The organism is Kitasatospora sp. NPDC059577 (assembly GCF_042735475.1).
Taxonomy (GTDB): Bacteria; Actinomycetota; Actinomycetes; order Streptomycetales; family Streptomycetaceae; genus Kitasatospora.
Genome location: NZ_JBHWBZ010000008.1, coordinates 32,459 through 56,162, shown reverse-complemented (window position 1 = coordinate 56,162; position 23,704 = coordinate 32,459). Strand labels below are relative to the sequence as shown.

24 protein-coding genes and 1 tRNA gene are annotated in these 23,704 nt (G+C 73.8%); 12 read left to right on the top strand and 13 right to left on the bottom strand.

Features of this window, described 5'->3' with window-relative positions; all coding sequences use genetic code 11:
- Window positions 1–71: 71 nt before the first annotated feature.
- From ACFV0O_RS10040 to ACFV0O_RS10015, 6 genes are all read right to left on the bottom strand, one after another.
- Window positions 72–155: transfer RNA gene (locus tag ACFV0O_RS10040), tRNA-Leu, on the bottom strand.
- A 70-nt stretch (window positions 156–225) separates the two neighbouring features.
- Window positions 226–630, bottom strand: coding sequence for a type II toxin-antitoxin system VapC family toxin (locus ACFV0O_RS10035; RefSeq protein WP_380338883.1), 405 nt, complete (start codon window positions 628–630; stop codon window positions 226–228).
- Between the two features lie 9 nt (window positions 631–639).
- Window positions 640–837, bottom strand: a complete 198-nt coding sequence (locus ACFV0O_RS10030; RefSeq protein WP_380338881.1) for a hypothetical protein — start codon at window positions 835–837, stop codon at window positions 640–642.
- 109 nt (window positions 838–946) lie between these two features.
- The gene (locus tag ACFV0O_RS10025) at window positions 947–1,141 is read right to left on the bottom strand and encodes a DUF397 domain-containing protein (protein WP_380338879.1); all 195 of its coding nucleotides are present in this window, start codon (window positions 1,139–1,141) and stop codon (window positions 947–949) included.
- A gap of 20 nt (window positions 1,142–1,161) precedes the next feature.
- The gene (locus ACFV0O_RS10020) at window positions 1,162–1,293 is read right to left on the bottom strand and encodes a DUF397 domain-containing protein (RefSeq protein WP_380338876.1); all 132 of its coding nucleotides are present in this window, start codon (window positions 1,291–1,293) and stop codon (window positions 1,162–1,164) included.
- Window positions 1,256–2,203, bottom strand: a complete 948-nt coding sequence (locus ACFV0O_RS10015; protein ID WP_380338874.1) for a Scr1 family TA system antitoxin-like transcriptional regulator — start codon at window positions 2,201–2,203, stop codon at window positions 1,256–1,258. The genes ACFV0O_RS10020 and ACFV0O_RS10015 overlap by 38 nt, the downstream gene beginning before the upstream one ends.
- Window positions 2,204–2,362: 159 nt before the next feature.
- On the opposite strand from ACFV0O_RS10015, the gene ACFV0O_RS10010 reads away from it, so the two are divergent.
- The 3 genes from ACFV0O_RS10010 to ACFV0O_RS10000 all read left to right on the top strand — a co-directional run bounded on the left by ACFV0O_RS10010 (window position 2,363) and on the right by ACFV0O_RS10000 (window position 4,619).
- Window positions 2,363–2,827: an ATP-binding protein gene (locus ACFV0O_RS10010; RefSeq protein WP_380338871.1), complete on the top strand. Its 465-nt coding sequence runs from the start codon at window positions 2,363–2,365 to the stop codon at window positions 2,825–2,827.
- 15 nt (window positions 2,828–2,842) lie between these two features.
- Window positions 2,843–3,415 (top strand): hypothetical protein, encoded by a 573-nt coding sequence (locus ACFV0O_RS10005; RefSeq protein WP_380338868.1) that lies wholly within the window; start codon window positions 2,843–2,845, stop codon window positions 3,413–3,415.
- An 85-nt stretch (window positions 3,416–3,500) separates the two neighbouring features.
- Window positions 3,501–4,619, top strand: coding sequence for a hypothetical protein (locus ACFV0O_RS10000; protein WP_380338865.1), 1,119 nt, complete (start codon window positions 3,501–3,503; stop codon window positions 4,617–4,619).
- A 101-nt stretch (window positions 4,620–4,720) separates the two neighbouring features.
- Here the strand turns inward: ACFV0O_RS10000 and ACFV0O_RS09995 are convergent, their stop codons facing one another.
- Window positions 4,721–5,557: an LLM class F420-dependent oxidoreductase gene (locus ACFV0O_RS09995; protein ID WP_380338862.1), complete on the bottom strand. Its 837-nt coding sequence runs from the start codon at window positions 5,555–5,557 to the stop codon at window positions 4,721–4,723.
- A gap of 287 nt (window positions 5,558–5,844) precedes the next feature.
- Between ACFV0O_RS09995 and ACFV0O_RS09990 the strand changes: the two genes are divergently transcribed.
- From ACFV0O_RS09990 to ACFV0O_RS09980, 3 genes are read left to right on the top strand one after another with little or no spacing between them, the layout of a single operon-like run.
- Complete coding sequence (locus ACFV0O_RS09990; protein ID WP_380338859.1) at window positions 5,845–6,048, top strand: hypothetical protein; 204 nt, start codon at window positions 5,845–5,847, stop codon at window positions 6,046–6,048.
- A 55-nt stretch (window positions 6,049–6,103) separates the two neighbouring features.
- Window positions 6,104–7,732, top strand: coding sequence for an AMP-binding protein (locus ACFV0O_RS09985; RefSeq protein WP_380338857.1), 1,629 nt, complete (start codon window positions 6,104–6,106; stop codon window positions 7,730–7,732).
- A gap of 60 nt (window positions 7,733–7,792) precedes the next feature.
- A complete protein-coding gene (locus ACFV0O_RS09980; protein WP_380338854.1) occupies window positions 7,793–9,523 on the top strand; it encodes a DUF885 domain-containing protein in 1,731 nt (576 codons plus the stop codon).
- Between the two features lie 191 nt (window positions 9,524–9,714).
- Here ACFV0O_RS09980 and ACFV0O_RS09975 read toward each other — a convergent pair whose 3' ends face one another.
- Both ACFV0O_RS09975 and ACFV0O_RS09970 read right to left on the bottom strand, forming a co-directional pair.
- Window positions 9,715–10,497 (bottom strand): alpha/beta fold hydrolase, encoded by a 783-nt coding sequence (locus tag ACFV0O_RS09975; RefSeq protein ID WP_380338852.1) that lies wholly within the window; start codon window positions 10,495–10,497, stop codon window positions 9,715–9,717.
- Window positions 10,498–10,923: 426 nt separating this feature from the next.
- Complete coding sequence (locus ACFV0O_RS09970; protein ID WP_380338849.1) at window positions 10,924–11,886, bottom strand: GlxA family transcriptional regulator; 963 nt, start codon at window positions 11,884–11,886, stop codon at window positions 10,924–10,926.
- A 95-nt stretch (window positions 11,887–11,981) separates the two neighbouring features.
- Between ACFV0O_RS09970 and ACFV0O_RS09965 the strand changes: the two genes are divergently transcribed.
- Window positions 11,982–12,578 (top strand): cysteine hydrolase family protein, encoded by a 597-nt coding sequence (locus ACFV0O_RS09965; protein WP_380338846.1) that lies wholly within the window; start codon window positions 11,982–11,984, stop codon window positions 12,576–12,578.
- A 12-nt stretch (window positions 12,579–12,590) separates the two neighbouring features.
- Here ACFV0O_RS09965 and ACFV0O_RS09960 read toward each other — a convergent pair whose 3' ends face one another.
- Together ACFV0O_RS09960 and ACFV0O_RS09955 are read right to left on the bottom strand one after the other, a co-directional pair.
- On the bottom strand, window positions 12,591–13,115 hold the full coding sequence (locus ACFV0O_RS09960) for a hypothetical protein (protein WP_360262397.1): 525 nt from the start codon (window positions 13,113–13,115) through the stop codon (window positions 12,591–12,593).
- Between the two features lie 88 nt (window positions 13,116–13,203).
- Window positions 13,204–14,016, bottom strand: coding sequence for an SDR family oxidoreductase (locus ACFV0O_RS09955; protein ID WP_380338843.1), 813 nt, complete (start codon window positions 14,014–14,016; stop codon window positions 13,204–13,206).
- Between the two features lie 103 nt (window positions 14,017–14,119).
- On the opposite strand from ACFV0O_RS09955, the gene ACFV0O_RS09950 reads away from it, so the two are divergent.
- Window positions 14,120–15,052: a sigma-70 family RNA polymerase sigma factor gene (locus ACFV0O_RS09950; protein WP_380338841.1), complete on the top strand. Its 933-nt coding sequence runs from the start codon at window positions 14,120–14,122 to the stop codon at window positions 15,050–15,052.
- A gap of 123 nt (window positions 15,053–15,175) precedes the next feature.
- Here ACFV0O_RS09950 and ACFV0O_RS09945 read toward each other — a convergent pair whose 3' ends face one another.
- Window positions 15,176–15,739 carry a DinB family protein gene (locus tag ACFV0O_RS09945; protein WP_380338838.1) on the bottom strand — a complete coding sequence of 188 codons (564 nt, stop codon included), beginning with the start codon at window positions 15,737–15,739 and terminating at the stop codon, window positions 15,176–15,178.
- A 127-nt stretch (window positions 15,740–15,866) separates the two neighbouring features.
- On the bottom strand, window positions 15,867–16,442 hold the full coding sequence (locus ACFV0O_RS09940) for a nucleosidase (protein WP_380338836.1): 576 nt from the start codon (window positions 16,440–16,442) through the stop codon (window positions 15,867–15,869).
- Between the two features lie 386 nt (window positions 16,443–16,828).
- Between ACFV0O_RS09940 and ACFV0O_RS09935 the strand changes: the two genes are divergently transcribed.
- The 4 genes from ACFV0O_RS09935 to ACFV0O_RS09920 all read left to right on the top strand — a co-directional run bounded on the left by ACFV0O_RS09935 (window position 16,829) and on the right by ACFV0O_RS09920 (window position 23,701).
- On the top strand, window positions 16,829–18,322 hold the full coding sequence (locus tag ACFV0O_RS09935) for a hypothetical protein (RefSeq protein WP_380338833.1): 1,494 nt from the start codon (window positions 16,829–16,831) through the stop codon (window positions 18,320–18,322).
- A 22-nt stretch (window positions 18,323–18,344) separates the two neighbouring features.
- Entirely contained in the window at window positions 18,345–19,298 is a 954-nt protein-coding gene (locus ACFV0O_RS09930; RefSeq protein ID WP_380338830.1) for a glutamate ABC transporter substrate-binding protein, read from the top strand.
- A 393-nt stretch (window positions 19,299–19,691) separates the two neighbouring features.
- Window positions 19,692–21,053, top strand: a complete 1,362-nt coding sequence (locus ACFV0O_RS09925) for a hypothetical protein (RefSeq protein ID WP_380338827.1) — start codon at window positions 19,692–19,694, stop codon at window positions 21,051–21,053.
- A 5-nt stretch (window positions 21,054–21,058) separates the two neighbouring features.
- Window positions 21,059–23,701 carry a tetratricopeptide repeat protein gene (locus tag ACFV0O_RS09920; protein ID WP_380338824.1) on the top strand — a complete coding sequence of 881 codons (2,643 nt, stop codon included), beginning with the start codon at window positions 21,059–21,061 and terminating at the stop codon, window positions 23,699–23,701.
- Window positions 23,702–23,704 lie beyond the last annotated feature (3 nt).

Here is a 23,704-nt window from a genome sequence, read left to right as displayed (position 1 = left end):
GCTCGGCGGGTCGTGCGCGACCAAACACCCCGCGGGCCGGCGCCTCACCCCCCCCCCCCGGCCGTTCGCTGTGCGCGAGGGGGGAGTTGAACCCCCACGCCCTTTCGGGCACTGGAACCTGAATCCAGCGCGTCTGCCTATTCCGCCACCCGCGCATCTGGGTGATGGGTTAACTATAGACCATCCCGAGGGGTACCTCCGACCACCTCCGGGCGACGGGGTGCACTACTCCGCACCCAGCACGCGCAGCCCGTGTTCCTCCCTGAAGTACGCATAGTCCTTCAGGTTCAACGTCGCCAGCGGAAGGTCGTAGGTGAGACAGCAGGCCGCGATCCACATGTCATTGACCGGACGCGGAAGGCCGGCCTTCAGGCCTGCGGCCGAGAGCCTGCCCCAGGTAGCGGCCACCGCCTCGTCGCCGGGGAGTACCGGGATGCCCGACAGCCAGTCCGCGAGCTCCTGCCGGCGCCTCCCGCCCCAGTCACGAACCTCGCTCCACTTCGCCAGTTCGCCGAAGGTCACGAACGTGATCACCGGTCGCCGACCCACCAGGCGGCTCGCCAGCGGATCGGCCAACCTGCGCTTGTGAGTCAGCGAAGCAACGTCGGTGTCCAGGATGACAGGTTGCACCTTGCTCCCTCAGGCCACATTCCGCTGACGTTCGGCACGCACGAATGCCAGGAACTCGTCCAACTCCTCGTCCGACTCGAAGGTGTCGGCTTGGAGATCGTCGAGAGAGCGGATCGGCTGCGTGTTCTTGGCAGCCAGCAGTTCTTCCACCGTGACCCGGGGGCGCACGGACGGGTAGATCGGGCGTTCAGCTTCCGCAGCGCTCATGGGTGACCTCCCGCTGGCGATCGGCTGGGACTTACGGGAACCATGATAGGGCCCCACCACGGTGGGTGACTTCGTCGGCACTGAACGCGAAGGCATCGGGGCCGAGGAGTCAGTCGCTGCCGGAGAGGACGCCGGTGCGGACGGCGCAGAGGAAGGAGTTCCAGGCGGAGGCGGGAAAGACGAGGACCGGGCCGTCCGGGTCCTTGGAGTCACGAACGGGGATGAGGCCGGGAAGTCCGGGGGCCACCTCGATGCAGTTGCCGCCGTTGGTGCCGCTGTAGCTGCTCTTCCGCCAGACCAGCATGGCCAACTCCCTGGTGAGCCCTACGCCGGAAAGTCGCCCTCACGGACGGCCGTCACGAAGGCTTCCCACGCGGCGGCCGGGAAAACGAGCGCCGGACCCTGCGGGTCCTTGGAGTCACGAACGGGGACGAGGCCGGGGAATCCGGGGGCCACCTCGATGCAGTTGCCCCCGTCGTTGCCGCTGTAGCTGCTCTTCCGCCAGACGGTCACGGCGAGCTCGTTGCTCATCATCTCTGAACCCCTCCAGCGCATCGGCGATCAGCCGAAGCGAATCGCGCTCCGACAGGCATTCGGCACGGAGCTGATCATAGTGGCGCTGGTACTTGGCCACAGTGGCGGAAGAATCGCTCAGATGCCCCTGTTCGAGGCTCTCCGAGTAGACCAAGTGCTGTCCATCCGGCAGCTCCAACAACACCATAGCCGTCTTGATGAGCCTCCGCCGATGCGCGAACGGCATCACATGCACGATGATGTTCCGGAGCTGAGCCACCCTCAACAGGTGCTCCATCTGGCATCTCATCACACTCGGCCCACCCACGACCGAACGGATGGCACTCTCGTCGAGAATGACGAGCAATAGCGGCCCATCCGGAACAAGGAACCGGCTCTGGCGACCGAGTCGAGCCCTGGTCAGCTCCTCGATCTCCTGGGGCTTTCCAGCTGCGTCGCCAGTCTCGAAGAGCGCACGCGCGTACCGCTCACACTGCAGCAGGCCGTACATGGTGCCGTCCTGCCACACCCTCATTCCGATGGAGATGGCCTCCACGTCCGCATATGCCTGGAACCAATCCGGGTGCTCGATCGATGCGCTCCAGTCGACCCGGCCGTACAGCCGCATCAGCAGGTCCCCGGCGTTCAACAGCTGCGAGACCTCCTCGACTTCCTCGATCGACGGCTTCCGCTTGCCGCTTTCGATCCGCGAGAGCACCGTCCGGTCGCAGTGCAGGAGCCTGCCGACCGCTTCCTGCGTGTAGCCCGCCGCCTCGCGGGCGTACTTGAGTTCCTCGCCGAACATGATCGCGGAGCTGGCGGTCGTCCCCCGCTTGGTCTTCCGCTGTGCCATGACTGCCCCCAGTTGTGCTCCGCACGTCCCGCACGTCGTTCTGGCGTCACCGTACCTCCGCAGCCTCGATGATTGACACCAGAACGCAGTCATTTGCATGCATAGCGTGATTGCGCACTACTCTCGCGCTCCCTCATACGCCCCCTGAGGTACTTCGCCATGCCCGTTTCGCGCCGCCCCCGCATGTTCTCTGCCCGGCTGGACTCCCGCACCGCCTCCACGCCGCTGGCCCGTCTCTTCCTGCGGGCCTACCTCGCCGGCCTCCCCTCCGGCGAGCGCTACGCCGACACCGCCGAACTCCTCCTCGGCGAACTCTTCGCCAACGCCGTCCAGCACTCCGACGCGCCCGACGACCGGTTGATCGGGGTCCGCTTCGCCGTCATCCGCGACCGCCTCCGCATCGAAGTCCACGACGCCGGCACCGGCCGCCCCTCCCTCTCCACCGCCCCCGCCGACGCCGACGCGGAGTGCGGACGCGGGCTGTTCCTCGTCAACGCGCTGGCCGAGCGCTGGGGTTGCTGCCCCCGCTCCGGCGGCATCGGCAAGTTCGTCTGGGCCCTGATCGCCCCCGCCCCCGCACCCACGCCCGCCCCCGCGCCCACGCCCGCCGCCCACGCCGTCTGAACGGAGGCCCCCACCATGCGACTCGCCCACACCGCCCGGCACCTCCTCGACGCCGCCGTCACCCCCGCCGCCGCCTACGCCACCCTCGCCCGCCGCACCGGCCACCCCCTGCGTGCCGCACAGGCGGTCTGCGCCGCGCTCGGCATCCCCGCCGCCGAGGCCACCCGCCGCCTCGACGACTGCCACGCCGCCCTCCTCGCCCACCCCCGCCCGGGCTCGGAGGCCGACACCGGCGAACTCCTCGAAGCCCTCGGCGTCTTCGACGTCCCCGCCGCCCTCACCGACACCGACCGCGCCGTCATCGACCTCTTCCTGACCGCCATCGACGCCATGGGCGGCATCCGCCCCGGCCACCGCCACGGCCTCGACCGCTGGTTCACCACCGGCAACCTCACCACCGCCTACCTCTCCCTCGCGGCTGCTCACCCCATGCCCCGCACCGGCAACCCGGCCCGCTACTGGACCACCCTCGTCACCGCCGGTGAACTCCTCGCCGCAGCCCCCACCCCCGACAGTCGCATCACCTACGCCCTCACCCACTGCCGCGCCCAAGCCACCACCCACACCACCCACACCACCAACCCCTGAGCCGGATCAGCCGCCGGAGATTCCCAACCCGCCCCGGGTGGTAGGCACTTCCACAACCACACCGGATCGGGAATGGGGCTGTGGCGTGCAGTGGGTCGAGTCGATGGTGCTGGCACTGTTCCCGCCGTTCGTGGCAGGGGTGCTCTACCGGCCCGTCATGGCGGTGTTCGACGTCCTCGACGTGTGGAAGGGGTGGTGGATCCCGCCGCAGATCGCCGGCCGCGTGCCGCGTGCCATCGTCCCGAGCACGGCCGACATCAGCGGTTACGGCCGCGACCTGCCGGCGCCGGTCGGATCAGCCCCGGCAACACTGCAGGAGCACTGGTGCCGTGGAATCCGGCGGTCCTGGGGAATCGAGACCTGGCTCCTGGTCTTCGCCATCCTTCCGGCAGCAGTGGCCGCCATGTTCGCCCTGACCGGCCTCTACCTCATTGTCTTCCCGAGCAGTGCGGAGGAGGCGGCGCTCTTCCGGGGCAATCTGCTGCAGACCTTCTCCTTCTGTGCCGGGATGGGCAGCGCGGCCGTGCTGTGGGTCTACCGTTCGATGCTCCTCTACCGGCGGCGGGTCGGCGAGAGTCTTCCGCTCACCTCAGCCGTCGACCTCGCCCGGCTGCTCCGCAAGTGCCAGGAGGCCTCCGTCGGGACGCTCCCCCTGCTGGAACTCGACCGACACGTCGCGCGCCACACCAACCGGCTGGGCTGGTTCGCCACGTACGGTGTCGACCGCGAACGGAGGCGCACCGCTCTGCGTCCGCACATCGCCGGGGTGCAACAGGCCCTGGAACGGGAGATGTCGACCGTCCTCCGGGAAGGGCCGGACGCCGTCCCCTGCCTGGCCCGGCTGGTCGCCACCCTGCTCGACCGGTCGGTGCAGGGCCGGTGGATGGGCCTGCTGGACGAGGCGGACCTTCCCGAGACGCCCACCGAACTGGTCACCGCTCGGGAGGACAGGCACGATCGCGTGGTCGTTCTGGCCGGCAGCGTCGCAGCGGTGGTCATCGTGGCCGCCGCGACCGCCGCCGACCTCCCGGCTTCGGTGGTCGCGCCGGCCGCGCTGACCGCTCTCATCGGCCCCGCCGCGATGTGGGGAAGCGAGAAGCTCGGCAGCCTGCGTGAACACCTGGGCACCGTACGGTCCGGCATCGGCACCCCAGCCGCCGAGCCGGCGGCAGGCACCCCGGAACCGCCCGCGCCCGCCACCTGACGGATCCGGTGTCGGCTCACCCATGCGTGGGCAGTCGACCCCGCCGACTTCCCACGCGTCACCTCGGCCCGGGCGTCGCCGTCCGGAACACCTCACCCGCCTCAGTGGGGCAGGCTCGCGTGCCTCTCCAGGAACGCGTCCACCTCGGCCGGGTCCTCCAGTGGCAGCGGGTAGACCAGCAGCCGGTCCACGCCGAGTTCCGCGTAGCGCAGTGCGGCGTCCGCTTCCACCTCGACCGGGTCGATCTGCACGAAGTTGATCTCCAACCGGCCGAGCCGGGCCGGGCGGGGCACCTCGGCGGCGGCCTTGCGCAGCCCGTCGAGGTGGGTGGCCAGGGCCTCCGGGGAGGGGCCGGCGCCGATCCAGCCGTGCCCCTTGGCGACCGCCCGCCGGTACGCGGCCGGGCTGTGCCCGCCGATCACGATCCGCGGGCCGTCGGGCCGCACCGGGCGCGGATGCGCGTCCACGTGGTCGAAGTTCGCGTACCTGCCGTGGAAGGCCGGCTCCGGTTCGGTCCACAACTGCCGCATCGCGTCCAGGTACTCGTCGGTCCGGCCGCCACGCTCGGAGAGCCGGACGCCCACCGCGGCCATCTCCGGTTCGAGGTAGCCGGGTGCGACGCCGAGGAGCACCCGGCCGCCGGACAGCACGTCGAGACTGGCGACCTGCTTGGCCAGGACCACCGGATTGCGCTGCGGGAGGATGAGGATCCCGGTGCCCAGCTCGATCCGCTCGGTCAGCGCGGCCACGTAGGACAGGTGCACCAGGGGGTCGAGGATCGGGTCGGTGGGTTCCATCGGCGATTCGGACACCCGGGGGCTGGGCAGCACCACGTGGTCCCCCACCCACCAGGACCGGTACCCCAGTTCCTCCGCCCGACGGGCCAGCCGCGCCGTGTCCGCCGGCCCCACCGTCGCCTTGGCACTCAGTCCGAACACACCCAGTTCCACGAGCCCCTGCCTCCGTCGATTCCCGTCCTGCGGCCGCCGGACGGCCTTGCACACGCCGTGCCGTCCGTCGACACGACCAACCGGCCGACTCGACCGCCCATTCCCGGCCGGCGCGCGACACTGACTCCAACCTGCCGTCCCCGCCCGTCCGTTGGGAGCGCGCCGGGTATCGCGACGACAGCCCGCACAAGCTGATCGACTCCCTCACCACCGCGCAGTCCCGACCCGCCACCATCCTCGCCGACCCGGGCCGTATCGACCCCCAAGCGACGCTCGTGCCGCCCGACACCGTCACCACCCCCGGCGTGCTCCGCCTCGACCGCGCCCCCACCGCCGTCGAGGTCCACCACGGCCCCGGCTGCCGCAGCGCACTGCTGCCCCGGCTCCCCTACCAGCCGGGGCACGCGATCGTCACCGCCCCGGACGAGCACTGGGCCGCCGTCACCGAGCACGCGTTCCCCTCCCCCTCGGCGTTCTGACCCGGACGGGCGAAAACTCCCGATCGGATACGAAGCACGGGGCTAGTCTGTGCCCATGGTTGCGAACGAAACACACCAAGTAGCCACCGAAGAGCCGGAGTTCGTCAGCGCCCCGGCCCTGATCCTCCGCTCCCTCGGCGCCGATCCCGGCCGGCCGGCGATCACCACCGCCGACGGCGACGTGATCACCGCCGGCGACTTCGCCGCCGCCACGTACCGCCTCGCGCACGAGTTCCTCGCCCGGGGCGCGGCCCGCGGCACCACCGTGACCCTGCTGACGGGCAACACCGCCGAGGCGCTGAGCGCCCGCTACGCGGCGGGGCTCGCGGGGGCCCGGGTGGTGAACCTGTACGACGGCATGAGCGCGCCGGTGCTGGCCGAGATCACGACGAGCGTGGACACCGGCATCCTGCTCGTGGACGCCGAACGGTACTCCACGGCCGCCGAGTTGCTGCCGCTCGTCGACGTCCCGACCGTCCTCACCCTCGGCCCGGGCCCCGAAGCGGCGGGAAACGGGACGGCGGGGAACGGAGCGACGGGGAACGGGGCAGCGGGGGGCGAGCCGATCGGCGAGGACGTCGTCGCCGCCTCCGCCCGCCGGCCCGCCGAGCCGCCGGCCGTCCGGATCGGCCCGGACGACGACCTCGGCATCCGCCACACCGGCGGCACCACCGGCATCCCCAAGGGCATCCGCAGCCTGCACGGCCCGTACCGGAGCGCCTTCGACGTGGCGTACGGCGGCGGCCGCGACGACGTCCCGCCCCGCCTCCTCGCCGCCACCTCGCTCGCGCACCTCGCCGGGGTGCTCGCCGACCTGACGTTCCACAGCGGCGGCACCGTGGTCATCCAGCGCTCCTTCGACCCGGGCGAGGTGCTGGCGGCCGTCGAACGCGAACGCATCACCGACCTGTGGGTCCTGCCGCCGCTGCTCTACCGGTTGCTGGACCACCCCGCGATCGGCCGCACCGACCTGACCAGCCTGCGCCGGGTCTCCTACGGGGGCTGCGCCGCCTCGCCGAGCCGGATCCGCGAGGCGATCAAGGTGTTCGGGCCGATCCTGGTGAGCGGCTACGGGCAGTCCGAGGCGCAGAACATCGCCGTGCTCCCCCCGCACGAGCACGACCGGATCGGCCACGGCGGCCGGCTCTCCGTCGGCAAGCCCCTCCCGGGCGTGGAGGTGGCGATCCGCGCCGCCGACGGCACCGGACTGCCGACCGGCGAGCAGGGCGAGATCCACATCCGCTCGACCACGGTGATGGCCGGGTACTGGAAGCGGCCCGACCTCACCGCCGAGGTCCTGCGCGACGGTTGGCTGAACACCGGGGACATCGGTTACCTCGACGAGGACGGCTACCTCTACCTGGCCGACCGCCTCAAGGACAAGATCATCGTGGTCGGCGGGCACGTCTACCCCGCCGAGGTGGAGGAACTGCTGCTCACCCACCCGGCGATCGCCCAGTGCGCGGTCTACGGCGTGCGCGACGCCCAGGAGGCGGAACACGTCCACGTCGCCGTCGTCCCCGCACCGGGGCAGCGGCCCGAACTCGACGACGTCCGCGCGTTCGTCACCGCCCACAAGGGCCGGATGTACGCGCCGGAAGCCCTGCACCTGCTGCCCGCGATCCCGCTGACCGCCGTCGGAAAGCCCGACAAGAAACTGCTGCGCGACTCCCACACGGGCTGACGACCACCCATGACGGCCGTACCCGTCGGCAAGCCCCGACGGTTACGCCATCATGGCGCCATGGCAGATGAAACGATCACCGCTCGCACCATCGCCGACCGCCACCTCGACCAGGTGGCCGCCCACGACCCCCTGGACGCAGCCTGGTTGGGCCTGCACCCGGGCGACGACCGGCAACCGGACCTCTCCCCGGAAGGACTCGACGCACGCGCCGACATCGCCCGCCGCACCCTCACCGCACTCGACGCCGCCACGGCCGGGCCCACCACCGCGGACCCCACCGCGGCCGGCACCGCCGCCGACCCCGCCGACCCCGCCGACCCCGCCGACCGCACCTGCGCCAGGCTGCTCCGCGAACGCCTGACCGCCGAACTCGCCGTGCACGACTCCGGCGAGAACTACCGCCAGCTGCGCAATATCAGCGGGCACGTCCACCAGGTCCGGGACATCTTCACCTACATGCCGACCGCCACCGACGACGACTGGGCCGCGGTGGCCGGCCGGATGCGCAACCTGCCCGCCGCGCTCGACGGGTACCGCGCGACCCTCACCGAGGGGATGTCCCGGCGCCTGCTCGCCGCACCCCGCCAGGCGTCCGCCGTCATCGACCAGCTGACCGCCTGGACCGGTGAGGACGCCGGAACCGCCGGGTGGTTCACCGACTTCGTCTCCCCCGGCCCCGAACGGCTGCGGGGCGAACTGGACGCCGTCGCCGTCCGGGCCACCGCCGCCGTCGCCGGGTTCCGCGACTGGCTGCGCGACACCTACGCGCCGGCCACCCTCGGCACCCCCGACGCCGCGGGCCGCGACCGCTACCGGATCGCCGTACGCCACCACACCGGCGCCGAACCCGACCTGGACGAGGCCTACGCGTGGGCCTGGGAGGAGTTCCACCGCACCGCCGCCGAGATGCGCACCGAAGCCGACCGCGTCCTGCCCGGTGCCGGAGCCCTGGAGGCGATGCACCACCTGGAACGGAACGGGCACGCGGTCGAGGGCGAGGAAGCGGTCCGCGACTGGCTGCAGCAGCTCATGGACGGGGCGATCACCGCCCTCGACGGCACCCACTTCGACATCACCGGCCCGCTGCGCCGCGTGGAGTCCAAGATCGCCCCGGCCGGGAGCGCGGCCTCGCCGTACTACTCCAGCCCCAGCCTGGACTTCAGCCGGCCCGGCCGCACCTACTTCCCCACCCTCGGGCGGGACTCCTTCCCCACCTGGCAGCTCGTCAGCATCTGGTACCACGAGGGCGTCCCCGGCCACCACCTGCAACTCGCCCGATGGGTCGCTCTCGCCGACCGGCTCAGCCGCTACCAGACCACCCTGGGCATGGTCAGCGCCAACGTCGAGGGCTGGGCGCTGTACTCCGAACGCCTCATGGACGAGCTGGGCTTCCTCGACGACCCCGCCCACCGCCTCGGCTTCCTCGACGAACAGATGCTGCGCACCATCCGCGTGATCATCGACATCGGCATGCACCTCGACCTGGCCGTCCCCGCCGACTCGGGCTTCCACCCCGGCGAACGCTGGACCCCGGAACTCGCCACCGAGTTCATGGCCACCTACAACGGCAGCCCCGCCGAACTGCGCGACAGCGAGATCGTCCGCTACCTCGGCTGGCCCGGCCAGGCCATCGGCTACAAGCTCGGCGAACGCGCCTGGCTCCAGGGCCGCGAAGCCGCCCGCCGCCGCCAGGGCGCCGCCTTCGACCTCAAGACCTGGCACATGAAGGCGCTCGCCCAGGGATCCCTCGGCCTCGACGACCTGACCGGCGAACTCGCCGCACTCTAGGACCCGATGTCGGACCCGCGTCCGAGGAACGTCGCAGGACCTTCGCCGAACCCCACGGAGATCCCCACCTGCTTTCACCCCACCGTGGGGTTTGGCTCAACGAAGTGCCACCCGGGTGCCGAGAAGGCAAGAGGGGTGGCGGCGCTGAGGGCCGCCACCCCTCCCCACCGGATCCACCCCTCCCCACCGGATCACCGGGACTCCAGGAACTCCCGAACCGTGCACGCCAGTTCGTCGGCGGCGGTGACCGGCAGCAGGTGGTCGCCGGCCAGCTCGACGGCCACCGTCGCGGGCCGGCGGGCGACCATCTCAGCCGCCTGCCCGGCCGGCACGACCCCCTCGGTGCCGCGCACCAGCAGCGCGGGGCAGTCACTCGCCGTCCAGTCCGCCCAGTGGTCGCCGTGGACCAGCTCCTCCGAGTCATACATGTCCTCCGGGTGGAACGGCAGCCGCCAGCCGCCGTCCGCGTCCTGCCGCAGCCGGTCCGCGAAGAACGGCGCCGCGGGCCCGAGCCCGGCGACCAGCTCCTCCCGGCTCGGCGCCCTGTACGCCAGCCCCAGCAGGAAGGCCAGCGGGTTCGGCCCCTCCAGCCCGAGCACCACCGGCGCCTCCACGTTCACGAGCGCCTCGACCCGCCCGGGGTGCCGGGCGGCGAACTGGTAGGCGTTGATCCCGCCGAGCGAGTGCCCCACCAGCACCACCCGCTCCAGCCCCAGGTGGTCCAGCAACGCCTCCAGGTCGGCCAGGTAGCCCTCCCGCGAGTAGTCCCCGGCCCGCTCCGACTCCCCCTGCCCCCGCTGGTCCGGCGCGATCACCCGCCACCCGCCACCCAGTTCAGCCGCGAGCCGCCCCCACACCGCCCCCTCCGACAGGTGCCCGTGCAGCGCCACCAACGGCCGGCCGGTCCCACCGAAGTCCAGGTAGGACAAGCGGCGGCCCTCGATGACCAGTTCCTCGCGGACGACGTCGTTCATTCCTGGTTCCCCCTCGCGCAGCGGCTGATGGGACGACCGTACGCCCGATTCATACGAATGTGCAAGACATGCGTGCAAGACAATCGTCCAACCCCGGGAGGCAACACCCGAGCACGCGCCCGACGGCCGCTGCACGCTGTTCCACGCCGTCCACGCCGACGTCCCGGACGACCAGCAGAACGACGTCCTCCGGAAGGTCCGGGACCTGCTCACCGGCGAAGGGCTCAAGGTCACCGAGTACCGGGAGAACCCGGCCGACAGCCCCTCCACCCAGCCGATCGCCGCCTTCTCCGCGCGGCACCCGAGCAGCCGGTACGTGGTGGACGTGGACAGCACGAAGGGGCACAACCGGATCTCCCTCGCCGTCCGCACGCCCTGTCTGATCCCTCCGCCCGACTCGCCGTCCCCCTCCCCGACCGGCACGCCCTAGTCCTCCTCCTCCCGCCCGCGGAAGGCCCGGCGGTACTCGCGCGGGGCGACGCCGACCCGGGCGGTGAAGACCGGGCGGAGGGAGACGGCCGAGGTGAAGCCGCAGCGGGTGGCGACGGTGTCGACGGGGAGGTCGCTCTCCTCCAGGAGGCGCTGGGCGGTGAGGACGCGCTGGTCGAGGAGCCAGCGGGTGGGGGTGGTGCCGGTGGTGGCGGTGAAGCGGCGGGCGAAGGTGCGTTCGGACATCAGGGCCGCGGCGGCCATGCGCGGCACGGTCCAGGGGGTGTCGAGGGAGGCGAGGACCTCGGCCCGGACACGGGAGAGCGGGTCGTCGGCAGTGGGGGCCGGGACCGGGGTGGGGATGAACTGGGCCTGGCCGCCCGCCCGGAAGGGGGCGGTCACCATGGAGCGGGCGATGGCCGCGGCGGTCTGCTGGCCGTGCGCGGTACGGACGAGGTGGAGGCAGAGGTCGATGCCGGCCGCGACGCCGGCCGAGGTCCACAGGCCGCCGCCGCCGGTGAAGAGCACCTCGGGGCGGACCGTCACCGCGGGGAAGCGGCGGGCGAGTTCGGGGGCGAGGGCCCAGTGAGTGGTGGCTTCGCGGCCGTCGAGCAGGCCGGCTTCGGCGAGGACGAAGGCGCCGGCGCAGAGCGAGGCGATGGGGACGCCCCGATCGCGGGCGGCCCGCAGGGCGGCGAGGAGGGCAGGGTCGCGGTCGGCGCCCGGGTCCTCGACGCCCGGGACGACGACCAGGTCGCAGTCGGCGAGCGCGGCCAGTCCGTGGTCGGGGACGCGTTCCAGTCCGCCGCCCAGCCGTACCCGGGCGCCGTCGGGGCCGCAGACCCGCAGGTCGAAGGCGGGCAGTCCGGGCCGGGTGGTCCGGTTCGCCCAGACCTCGCCGATCACCGCGTAGTCGAAGGTCCGGACGCCGTCGAAGATCAGGCAACCCACGGTTCGCATGGCAGGACCCTACGGCAGACCGGTGGCAGAAACCTATCGATGGGTGACTTCTCTGCCTCTCACGGCCCCGGCACCCACCCGAGCACGATGGACACATGACGAACACCGACGCCTTCGACGCCCCGCTCACCCTCGACCCCGACGCGGTCCTGCTGCTCATCGACGTCCAGAAGGGCTTCGAGGACCACGAGCACTGGGGTCCCCGCGACAACCCGCAGGCCGAGCAGCGGATGGCCGAGCTGATCGCCGCCTGGCAGGCCACCGGCCGCCCGGTCGTCACCGTGCAGCACGCCTCCGCGGCCGGGCCGCTGGTCCCGGGCACGCCGGGGTACGAGCTGAAGGACTTCGTCGCCGGGCTCACCCCGGACCTGCACATCACCAAGACCGTCAACAGTGCCTTCTACGGCACCCCGGACCTGCACGCCTGGCTGCAGGAGCGCGGCGCCCGCCAGCTGGTCGTCACCGGGATCATCACCAACGTGTGCAACGAGACCACCGCCCGGATGGCCGGCAACCTCGGCTACGACGCGATCTTCCCGACCGACGCCATGCACGCCTTCGACATGACCGGCCCCGACGGCACCACACTCACCGCGGCCGAACTCGCCCGCGCCACGGGCACGGTGCTGCACGCGATGCGGTTCGCCAAGGTGGTGACGACGGAGCAGGTACTGGAGGCGGCCAAGGCCTGAGGGCCGGAAGGCTCAGGCCCGGAGCAGCGGCTCGTACGCGTTGCCCTCCTCGGCGTTGAGCAGCACGTACGACGCCCCGAGACCGAACGCGACCTCCCGCAGCCGCGCCAGCGCCTCGGCCTCGGACGGGACTTCGAGGCCGAGCGCGGCGGCGGCCGCGTCCCGGTCGGCGTAGTGCCCGGGCTCCTCCTCCAGGTAGTCCTCGGCGGCCTCCGCGCTCTCCTCCACCGTCAGCCGCCGGCAGTCCCGCCACCACGGCACGGCCAGCAGCAGCCGGACCAGCTCCGGCACCCCGACGGCCAGCAGGGCGGCGCCGCCCTCGGAGTCGGCGTACAGGACGGGCCGTTCCTCGCCGCCCTCGCCGCACAGGAAGTAGGTGCCGCCCCCGCCGTCCTTGGCGACCGGCTCCAGGGCCTCACCGGAGGCGAGCACCACCTCCTCGACGTGCTCGTAGCGCAGGGAGGGGTCGAACTCGCCCGTACAGGTCAGGTAGTCGGCCGCGGTGTCGTTGGCGCGGATCGCGTCGAGGAGGGACATGGCGGCCACCCTACGGCGCACCACCGACAGCCCCGGGCCGCCCGCACGCCCCCACCACACGGACGGAGGGCCGCCCGCCCGGCGGCGCTCAGGCCGCCAGCCGCTCCGCCAGGAACTCCTCCCAGGTCCGCCGCCCGTGCTCCGCCCCGGCCGGGGCCAGGTTGTCCCCGGCCCGGTAGGCGCGCCCGACCTTGCCCGGCACCCGTACCGGCAGCTGCCGACGGCTGCGGCCCCGGGCCTGCAGGTACCGGCGAGTCAGCTCGCGCATCTCGTACACGGCGGGGCCGGCCAGGTCGGGCACCGCCCCGGCCGGTTCGGCCAGCGCCAGTTCGACCATCCGGGCGGCGACTTCGCGCACGTCCACGGGCTGCCAGCGGACGCCGCCGGGCGCGGGGACGACCGGCAGCTTCGCCAGCTTCTCGACGACGGTGAACGCCAGGTCGTGGAACTGGGCGGCCCGCAGGACCGTGTACGGCAGGCCGGAACCGGCCACCGCCTCCTCGGCGGCGTGCTTGGCGCGGAAGTAGCCGAGCGGGATCCGGTCCGCGCCGATCACCGAGATGTGGACCAGGTGCCGCACGCCGGCCTGCCGGGCGGCGGCGACCAGCAGCCGGGTGGCGGCGTCGTCGCCCTTCGGGCCGCCCGCGAGGTGCAGCACGGTGTCGACGCCGGCCAGTGCCCGGTCCAGCCGGGCGGCCGTCTCGGCGGGGTCGCCGAGCAGGTCGACGCACGCGTGGGACACGCCGTCGGCGGCGGGGCGCTCGTGCCGGCTGAGCACGCGCACCGGCCGCCCGGCGGCGCGCAGCAGCGGTACGACCTGTCGGCCGAGGGTGCCGGTGCCGCCGGTGACGAGCACGAGGCCGTCCGCCGCGGGCCCACCGTTCGCCGGGTTGTTCGTCACGGTCGTCTCCGATTCGTCCCGGGCGGGGAGTTGATCTCCCCGCCGCAGCCGTTGTTGGGTGGCTCCTGCTGCCCTGACCCCCGGCGACGAAGGAACGTGACACGTGGACGACGCGGTGGACGAGAAATCTGCCCGGACCGTGCTCTTCGAGGAGCAGCGCCCGCACCTGCGCGCGGTCGCGTACCGGATGCTCGGGTCGGTCAGCGAGGCCGAGGACGCCCTGCAGGAGGCGTGGCTGCGGTACGACCGCACCGACACCTCGGAGGTGGCGAACCTCGCCGGCTGGCTGACCACGGTGGTCTCGCGGGTCTGCCTGAACCTGCTGCGCACCCGCGCGCTGCGCCGCGAGGAGCCGCTGGAGCCGGCCGGGCCGGGCGGCGAGCCGGGGCCGCCGCGCATCCCGGACCCGCTGCTGCGGCGCGAGGGCGTGGCGGACCCCGAGCAGGAGGTGATGCTCGCGGATTCGGTGGGGCTGGCGCTGATGGTGGTGATGGAGTCGCTGTCGCCGGCCGAGCGGGTCGCCTTCGTGCTGCACGACCTGTTCGCCGTGCCGTTCGACGAGATCGCCCCGCTGATCGAGAGGACGGCGGCGGCGACCCGCCAGCTGGCCAGCCGGGCCCGCCGCAAGGTGCAGGGGCAGGCGCCCGCGCCGGACCCGGACCTCGGGCGTCAGCGGCTGGCCGTGGACGCCTTCTTCGCGGCCGCCCGCGACGGCGACCTGGACGCGCTGGTCGCCGTGCTCGACCCGGACGTGGTGCTGCGCTCGGACGGCGGGGCGGTGCTGGCCCGGCACACGGTGGTGCTCTCGGGCGCCGCCACGGTGGCCGGCCAGGCCGTCCTGTGGGGCACGCTGTCGCCGTTCGCCCGCCCGGCGCTGGTCAACGGCACGGCGGGGGCCGTGGTGATCGGCGACAACGGGCGGGCGCTGTCGGTCATGGCGTTCACGGTCGTGGACGGCGCGATCGTCGCGATCGACGTGCTCACCGACCCCGAGCGGCTGGCCGCGCTGGACCTCTCGGACTTCCGCGACCGGTAGGTGCCCGGAGCGGGCCGGGGCGGGCGGGCGGGAGTGGCCCGGAGCGGGCCGGAGCGGGCCGGAGCGGGCCGGAGCGGGCCGGGGCGGGCGGGCGACCGCCCTCCCGCTCCCGCCCGGCCGCGGTCAGCGCCCGACCGCGCCGTCCAGCTGTTCGCGGATGATGTCCGCGTGCCCGGCGTGCCGCCCGGTCTCCTCGATCATGTGGACCAGGACCCACCGCAGCGACGGCCCCTCGGCGGCGTCCGGCCGCAGGGAGCGCACGCCCGGCCGGTCGAGGTCCGGGGCGGCCGCCGCCACCGCGTTGGACCGGGCGATCGCGTCGCGGTAGGCGGCGACCTCGCCGGCGACGGTCGCGCCGTCCAGCGGGGCGTCGTCCGACGCGCGCGGCTTCTCGCCCTCGCCCTGGTAGGCCCACGCGAACCAGTTGTGCTCGACCACGGTCAGGTGCCGCACCAGCCACAGCAGGCTGGTGCCGGAGGCGACGCCGGGGCGGCGGGCGTCCTCGTCGGAGAGCCCCTCGACCTTGGCGATCACCGCCCCGCGCAGGTAGTCGAGGAAGGCCAGCAGGGTGGTGGGCTCGTCCGCGTTGGTGCTCGGCGGGCGGGTGTCGGTGAGCTTGCTCGGCGCGGTGGCCGCGGTGGCGGCGGTGGCCGCGGTGCTCCCGGCGTTCTCGGTGTTCTCTGTCACCGCGCCACCCTAGCCATCACCCGCGCTGCGGAACACGGGGTTTGAATGTCCGTCACCGATCGCCGCCACCGGCCGGCGTCACCACCCCGGACCGCTGCCCCCGTCGCCACCCGGACCGCTGCCCGCGTCACCAGCCCTGCGCCGCGACCCAGTCCGCGAGGTGCCGGGCGCAGTCGTCGACCGACTCCCGCCAGCTGTGCCCGGCGCCCTCCCCCGCCTCGTCGCTGACGTGCTTGACCAGTCGCACCGGCACCCCGGCCCGGTGGGCGACGGTGGCGACGGCGTAGCCCTCCATGTCGACCAGGTCGGCGTGCTCGGCGAGCCGGTCGCGGGCGGCCGGGTCGGAGACGAACAGGTCGCCGGTGGCCAGGACCGGCCCGTCGCCCTTGCCGATGACCAGCGGGGCGCCGTACTGGCGTCCGGTGAGCGCCTGCAGGGCGGCCGTGTCGAGGTCGTGCTGGATCACCTGGACCACGTGGTGGGTGCCCTCCCAGCCGGGGCGCAGCGCGCCGGCCGTGCCCAGGTTGATCACCTCGGCGGGCTTCTGCCCGTGCGCGAGGACGGCGGCCAGCGCGGCGGCGGCGTTGACCTTCCCGATCCCGGTGAGCAGCACGGGCAGTCGGTCGTCCAGGTGGGCGGCCTCCTCGCGGACGGCGACGACGAGCAGCGGGCGGTCGGGCGAGATCGTTCCAAGCAGGCGCATGTGTCCATCGTACGGAGCACGGGGGTGCCGCACCCGGGAGCGCGCGCCCACGAACGGAGCCCCGCGCTCCGCCTGTCGGGGGAACCGCGTAGGGTGCGGCCAGCGTCGGACGGTTCGCCACCTCTCCGCACGGGCGACGCCGTGGATCACGGCACGGACGGCGCCACGGACGACGACCGGACGACGACCCGGGCGGCGGCGGAGCGGCGGACGGGCGAGCGGACGGCCCGGGACGCGCGTGCGACCCGTGCGGGGGCGTGCGGAAACCGTGCACGACATGCTCAAGATCGGCGCAAGTCAGGTGTGGCCGGGGGGAGTCGCGGCCATACTGCTGCCATCGGCCGGGCCCCGGGGAACGGGTCCGGCCCCAGGGGAGGATGAGGCGGGTGGCGACACCAGTAGGCAACGGCGCTCCGGGCGCCGCGAACCCGGCACGGCCGGACCGGCCGTCGGGACCACCGGCCGCGGGGGGCGGCGCGCCGGTGCTCGTGAAGCCCGGCACGCCCCCGGCGGCCGTCCCGGGCGTGGTGCCGGCCCGGCGCTCCGGGGTGCTCGCCCCCACCGGCGTCCGCGCCCGGCTCGCGCAGGCCACCCGGACGGCGCCCGGCCGGCTGCGGCTGGCCGGGGTGGTGCTCGCGGTGGCGACGGTGGCGTTCGGCGGGCTCACCGCCTGGCAGTTGGAGACCAGGGCGCAGGCCGCCGACCGGGTGGTCTCGTACAGTCAGCCGCTCAGTCGGGACGCCGCCGAGATCCACCGCAACCTGGCCGACGCCGCCACCACGGCCGCGACCGGTTTCCTGCTGGCCGGTGCCGAGCCGAAGGACGTCCGGGACCGCTACGAGCACGACCTCGCCACGGCCGCCGAGCTGGTCGCCCAGGCCGCCGCCCGGACCACCGCGACCTCTCCCGCACAGGACTCGCTCGCCCGGCTGAACCAGCAACTCCCGGTGTACGCAGGCCTGGTGGAGACGGCCCGGGCCGACAACCGGCAGGGCATCCCGCTCGGCGGCGCCTATCTGCGGTACGCCTCCGAGCAGATGCAGACCGTCCTGCTGCCGGCGGCCGCGGAGCTGGCCGCCACCGAGAACGACGAGCTGGCGAACGACTACGCGGCGGCCAAGTCGGTGCCGTGGGGGGCGTACGGCCTGGCACTGATCACCCTGGCGGCACTGGGCTGGGTGCAGCTGACGCTGTTCCGCCGCACCAACCGGGTGTTCAACGTCGGCCTGCTGGGCGCCACCGCCGCCGTGCTGGCCGGGGCGCTCTGGCTCACCGTCGCCGGGCTGACCACCAACGCGGCGCTGAAGCGCAGCGACAGCGAGGGCGCGACCCCGCTGCGGTCGCTCAACTACGCCCGGGTCGACGTGCTGACCGCCCGGCTCTCGGAGAACCTGCACCTGGTCGCCCGCGGCTCCACCACCAAGTACGCCGACCAGTGGACGAAGGCCACCGAACACCTGGACGGGGCCGCGGTCAAGGGCGATCCGCTGGAGCGGCGCACCGGTTCGCTCCCGGAGGCCGTCCGGCTCGCGCCCGCGGCCGCCCAGCCGGACGTCCGGGACGCGGTGCAGCAGTTCGACGAGTGGCACGACCGGCACAACGAGGCCCGGAAGCTGGAGGTCGACGACGCGAACTACCAGGGCGCCCTGGACGCGACCGTGGCGGCCGCGGCCGACGCGCACACCGCCGACGCGGCCTTCAACGCCACCGACCGGGCGCTCGCCCGGGCCGCCGACATCGAGCAGGGCCGGTTCGAGCAGTCCGCGAAGGGCACCGGCGGGGACCTGCGCACCGCCGCCGTCGCGGCCGCGCTGCTCGGGCTGGTGGCCGCGGCCGCCGCGCTGCGGGGCCTGGGCCGACGACTGGCCGAGTACCGGTAACGGGCAAGGGGGAAACGGACAGATGCGCACGAGAACCGTACGGACCAGGCCCTTCGCCGCCCTGGCACTGCTGGCGGCCGGCGCCGCGGTGCTCGCCGGGGGCGGCCCGGTCGGCGCCGCGCCGACGACCACGACCGCCGCCGGCGCCGCGCCCCGGGCGGCGCAGCAGGAGGAGGGCCCCGCCGACACCTGCGACGTCACCAAGAGCGTGCCGCCGAGCACCGAGGACGGGCCGGCCGTGAAGGCCATCAAGGCCAAGCGCAGCCTGGTGATCGGCGTCGACCAGAACAGCTACCGCTGGGGCGCCCGCAACCCGAACACCGGCCAGATCGAGGGCTTCGACATCGACCTGGCCCGGGCGATCGGCGCGGCGATCATCGGCGACCCGGACAAGGTGGTGCTCAAGCCGGTGGCGACGGCCGACCGGATCGACGCGATCAAGAAGGGCCGGGTCGACCTGATCGTCCGCACCATGACGATCAACTGCAAGCGGATGGAGGACGTCGCCTTCTCCAAGCCGTACTTCAACATCACCCAGCGCGTCCTGGTGCCCAAGGCCTCCCCGGCGAAGACCATCGACGACGCGGTCAAGGGCCGGACGGTCTGCGTCGCCGACGGCTCCACGGCCCAGACCGTGGTCAACGGCATGAAGACCGCCGGACAGGTCGTCACCGTCGGGAACCAGCTGGACTGCCTGGTGCTGCTGCAGCTCGGCAAGGCGGACGCCGTCATGACCGACAACGGCCTGGCGGCCGGTCAGGCCGCCCAGGACCAGACGGTGCGGATCGTGGACGGCGAGGCGCAGCCGGAGGTGATCGGCGTCGCCATGCTGAAGGAGAGCCCGGACCTGACCGCCCGGGTCAACCAGGTGCTGGCCGACTACTACGCGCGCGGCGACTGGGCCCGTTCGTACGAGCACTGGCTCAAGCCGTACATGCTCAACGACGCCGACCACTACTGGCCCGGCACGCGCTGAGGACCGAACGCGGGAGGGGCCGGGGACCGAACGCGGGAAGGAGCCCGGTCCGAACCGGGGGACGCGCCCGGGAACGCCGCCCGGGAACGTCGCCCGGGAACGCACGGTGACACGGCCCGGGAAGGGGAACAGGAGGCGGACCGGGAGGCGGGCCCGGAGGCCGACCGGGGGCGCACGGACGACCACACGAACGACCGCGCCGGGGCACCGTTCGGGCGGCACGGGCCCGGGGCGTTGACACCGTCTTGACGCCCCGCGCCCGTTCCGCCCGAACGGTCACCGGCTAGGGTTCGGGACGATCACCGCGGGGAGACCCGTGGTGGACAGGGGGGTTGTCGTGGGATCGCCCGTCGTACGCGTCGGGATCGCACGCGAGGAAGGAAGGACACCGCGGTGGCGGCATCGGCTGGCCCGGTACTGAGCCGGGAGGAGGTGGACCGCGCGCTGGCGCGCCTCGGCGCGGAGCGGGACGCGGTCGAGTCGGCGCTGCTCGCCCTGCAGGACCACCCGGGCCTGCGGCTGCTGGACGGCGCCGAGCTGTCCGGGCGCACCCTGGAGCGCTGGTCGGTCGCCGGGAAGGGTCTGCCGCTGCTCTGGGCGCTGTTCGACCGCTACTCCGAGGCGTTGGCCTCGGCACGCGCCGTGCGGGCCCGCAAGGCCAAGCCCGGCGGACCCGAACTCGCCGAACTGAGCGAGCTGTTGACCGGTGACGCGGTGACCGTTCCGGGCGGTGCGGTGCCGGACGGTCCGCACCTGCTCGGCGCGCCCGCCAAGCTGGTCGAGCGGATCAGCCTGGACGCGCTGATGACCCGGATGAACTCCTGGTACGCGACCGTGCTGGAGGTGGTCAGCGCCGCCGACGCGGTCTGGTCCGCGTTGCCGGCCCGGATCGACCTGCTGCTGGCCGAGCTCCACCGGGTGCGGACGCTGGCCGGGTCGCTCGGTGTGCGGGCCGGGGGCCACCCGCTGGCCGACGACCTGGTGGCGATCGAGAAGGACCTCACCGAACTGCGCACCGAGGTGCACGGGGACCCGCTGGCGCTGTGGCGCCCGGCCCGGGTGCCCGCCCAGCGCGGCACGGTCCCGGAGGGTTCGGCCTTCGCCGGCCCCGCCGGGGTGGTCGACACCGAGCGGTTCGACCGGGCCGGGCGGGCGCTGGACGGCGTCCGGCTGGAGCTGGAGGACCTGCTGCGGCTGCGCGACGAGGCCGAGGAGCGGCTGCAGGGCGTCGGCGACCTGCTCCAGCGGGCCGACGCCACCCTGGCCGAGGCCCGCCGGGCGCGCGGCGAGGTGCTGGCGAAGATAGCGGCCAGCGACGTCCCGGCGGTGCCCGGCCCGGCCTCGGCGCTGCGCGAGCGGATCGTCGCGGCGCTGGACCTGCGCCAGGCCGGGCAGTGGGGCCGGCTGGCGCCGCTGCTGGACGCGCTGGAGGACGCCGCCGCCAAGGAGCTGGGCCGGGCCCGGCAGTCCCTCACCGAGGTGACCCAGCCGCTGGCCGTCCGCGCCGAGCTGCGCGGCCGGCTGGACGCCTACAAGGCGATGGCGGCCCGGCTGGGGGTCTCCGAGGACCCGGAAGTGATCGAACGGTACGAGAAGGCGCGCTGGCTGCTGTGGAGCGCGCCGTGCGACCTGCGGGCGGCGGCCGCCGCGGTGGCCCGGTTCCAGCAGTCCCTGCGGCCGGCCCAGACCGAGGCCGCGCAGGCTCAGGAGGCGGCCGGCCAGGCGCCGGTCGACGGACAGGTTCAGGGGGGCTGAGGTTGATGGGCGAGACGTGCGTACGGCCTGACTGTTCCGGCAGCGGCCGGATCGACGCCGACGGCTACTGCGACGAGTGCGGGCTGGCCCCGGCGGGCGGGACCACCGTGACGGCCGGGGCGTCCGCGGCGGGGACGGCAGCAGGAACAGCCGCCGGGCCGGCGACGGGAGCAGCCGCCGGGCCGGCGACGGGAGCGCCGGCGGGGGCCGGTGCCGTCGGCCCCGGCTCGGCCTGCCCGCGCGACTGCTCCGGCACCGTCGACGCGGACGGCTACTGCGACGAGTGCGGCCTCACCCCGCCCGGCCCCGACACCGGCGTCACCCAGCCCTACGTCCCGTCCGCCCGGGTCTCCTCCGCGGCCTCCGGGCGCAGCGGCTCGGTCCGCTCGACCCGCAGCGGCTCGGCCCGCTCGATGTCCGGCCGTTCCCGCTCGCACCGCTCGACCCGCACCGGCAGCAGCCGCTCGGTCTCGGTGCGTTCCACCCGGGGCAGCAGCAGCGCGGGCACCCGCAACCGGCTGGGCGCCGGCCTGGTCACCGTGCCGACCGTCGAGACGGCCGATCCGGCCGCGGCGGTGCTGGACAATCCCGAGGTGCCCGAGCGCAAGCGGTTCTGCTCCAAGTGCGAGGCCCCGGTGGGCCGGGAGAAGAACGGCCGCCCGGGCCGCCCGGACGGCTTCTGCACCAAGTGCGGCACGCCGTACTCGTTCACGCCCAAGCTGCGCCGGGGGGACCTGGTCGGCGGGCAGTACGAGGTGGTGGGCTGTCTGGCGCACGGCGGGCTCGGCTGGATCTACCTGGCGGTGGACCGGCGGCTCGACGACAAGTGGGTGGTCCTCAAGGGCCTGCTGGACACCGGGGACGAGGACGCGCTGGCCGCGGCCGTCGCCGAGCGGCGTTTCCTGGCCGAGGTGGACCACCCGAACATCGTCCGGATCATCAACTTCGCCGAGCACCCGGACCTGCGCACCGGTGCCACCGACGGCTACATCGTCATGGAGTACGTCGGCGGCAAGTCGCTCAAGGACATCGCCAACGACCGCCGCACCCCGGACGGCCGGCGCGAGCCGCTGCCGGTCGAGCAGGCGATCGCGTACGCCCTGGAGGCGCTGCCCGCCCTGGGCTACCTGCACGGCCGGGGCCTGGTGTACTGCGACTTCAAGATCGACAACGCGATCCAGAGCGGCGACACGCTCAAGATCATCGACATGGGCGCCGTCCGCCGCCACGACGACGACGGCCCGATCTACGGCACCATCGGCTACCAGGCCCCGGAGATCGCCACCGACGGCCCCTCCCCCGCCTCCGACCTGTACACCGTGGCCCGCACCCTCGCGGTGCTCACCTTCGACTTCCAGGGCTACAGCGGCATCCACCGCGACTCGCTGCCCGGGCCGGAGGACGTCGAGGTCTTCGCCCGGTACGAGTCCTACTACCGCCTGCTGGTGCGCGCCACCGACCCGGACCCGGCCCGCCGCTTCTCCTCCGCCGAGGAGATGGCCGACCAGCTGACCGGCGTGCTGCGGGAGATCCTGGCCCTCCAGAACGACCGCCCCTACCCGGCACCCTCCACCCTCTTCGGCCCCGAACTGCGCGTCGTGGACACCGAGTTGGTGCTGCCCACCGAACAGGCCGGGCAGCTCCGGGTGGCCGGCCTGGACCCGGCCGGCGCCGCCCTCGCCCTGCCCATCCCCCGGGTCGACCCGAGCGACCCCAACGCCGGCTTCCTCGCCACCCTGCTCTCCCCCGACCCCGAGGAGGCGCTCGTCGCCCTGGCGGGCGCGCCCGTCGTCTCGGTGGAGAGCCGGCTGCGCGAACTGCGCGCCCTGCTCGAACTCGGCCGCCACCGCGACGCCGCGACCCGCCTCGACGAGCTGGAGCGGGACCACCCGGACGACTGGCGGGTGGTCTGGTACCGCGGCCTGACCGCCCTGGTCGGGGCCTGCCCGGACCAGGGCGGCGACGAACCGGCCGGCCCGCCCCGGGCGGCGGACCCCGAGCACCCCGAGGCGGACGGACGGGACACGGCCCTGCGGGCCGGCGCCGAGGCCTTCGACGCGGTCTACGACGCCTTCCCCGGCGAGGCCGCGCCCAAGCTGGCCCTCGCCATCTGCGCCGAACTGCTCGGCGACGACGGCGACGCGGCCGAGTTCTACCGGCTGGTGTGGGCCACCGACCAGGCCTACCTGAGCGCCGCCTTCGGGCTGGCGAGGGTCCGGCTCGCCGAGGACGACCGCTCCGGCGCGGTCCGCGTCCTGGAGTCCGTCCCGGCCACCTCCAGCCAGTACACCGCCGCCCGGATCGCCGCCGTCCGGGCCCGGCTGCGCGAGCGCCCCGCCACCGACGAACTGGCCGGTGACCTCGGCGCGAGCTCCGCGCAGCTGACCGCGCTGCGGCTGGACGACCGCCGCCGCGAGGAGCTCTCGGTCGAGGTGCTCGGCGCGGCCCTCGGCTGGATCGGCGCCGGGTCGGCCGGGGCCGGGCCGACCGCCGACCTGGTGGTACTGGGACGTCCCGCACAGGAGCGGGAACTGCGCTTCGCCCTGGAACAGTCCTACCGGGTACTCGCCCGGTTGGCCGACCGGGCGGAGATCAGGATCGAGATGGTGGAGCGGGCCAACCGTGCCCGTCCCAGGACGTGGGTGTAGCCG

What these genes read in the sequence shown, in the direction of transcription:
- ACFV0O_RS10005 (WP_380338868.1), top strand. Translation starts at nt 2,843, where the DNA reads ATGCGACTCGCCCACACCGCCCGGCACCTCCTCGACGCCGCCGTCACC.
- ACFV0O_RS09970 (WP_380338849.1), bottom strand. Translation starts at nt 11,886, where the DNA reads ATGCGAACCGTGGGTTGCCTGATCTTCGACGGCGTCCGGACCTTCGAC.
- ACFV0O_RS09960 (WP_360262397.1), bottom strand. Translation starts at nt 13,115, where the DNA reads ATGTCCCTCCTCGACGCGATCCGCGCCAACGACACCGCGGCCGACTAC.
- ACFV0O_RS09980 (WP_380338854.1), top strand. Translation starts at nt 7,793, where the DNA reads ATGGCAGATGAAACGATCACCGCTCGCACCATCGCCGACCGCCACCTC.
- ACFV0O_RS09985 (WP_380338857.1), top strand. Translation starts at nt 6,104, where the DNA reads ATGGTTGCGAACGAAACACACCAAGTAGCCACCGAAGAGCCGGAGTTC.
- ACFV0O_RS09975 (WP_380338852.1), bottom strand. Translation starts at nt 10,497, where the DNA reads ATGAACGACGTCGTCCGCGAGGAACTGGTCATCGAGGGCCGCCGCTTG.
- ACFV0O_RS09930 (WP_380338830.1), top strand. Translation starts at nt 18,345, where the DNA reads ATGCGCACGAGAACCGTACGGACCAGGCCCTTCGCCGCCCTGGCACTG.
- ACFV0O_RS10025 (WP_380338879.1), bottom strand. Translation starts at nt 1,141, where the DNA reads ATGCTGGTCTGGCGGAAGAGCAGCTACAGCGGCACCAACGGCGGCAAC.
- ACFV0O_RS09940 (WP_380338836.1), bottom strand. Translation starts at nt 16,442, where the DNA reads ATGCGCCTGCTTGGAACGATCTCGCCCGACCGCCCGCTGCTCGTCGTC.
- ACFV0O_RS10010 (WP_380338871.1), top strand. Translation starts at nt 2,363, where the DNA reads ATGCCCGTTTCGCGCCGCCCCCGCATGTTCTCTGCCCGGCTGGACTCC.
- ACFV0O_RS10030 (WP_380338881.1), bottom strand. Translation starts at nt 837, where the DNA reads ATGAGCGCTGCGGAAGCTGAACGCCCGATCTACCCGTCCGTGCGCCCC.
- ACFV0O_RS09965 (WP_380338846.1), top strand. Translation starts at nt 11,982, where the DNA reads ATGACGAACACCGACGCCTTCGACGCCCCGCTCACCCTCGACCCCGAC.
- ACFV0O_RS10015 (WP_380338874.1), bottom strand. Translation starts at nt 2,203, where the DNA reads ATGGCACAGCGGAAGACCAAGCGGGGGACGACCGCCAGCTCCGCGATC.
- ACFV0O_RS09920 (WP_380338824.1), top strand. Translation starts at nt 21,059, where the DNA reads ATGGGCGAGACGTGCGTACGGCCTGACTGTTCCGGCAGCGGCCGGATC.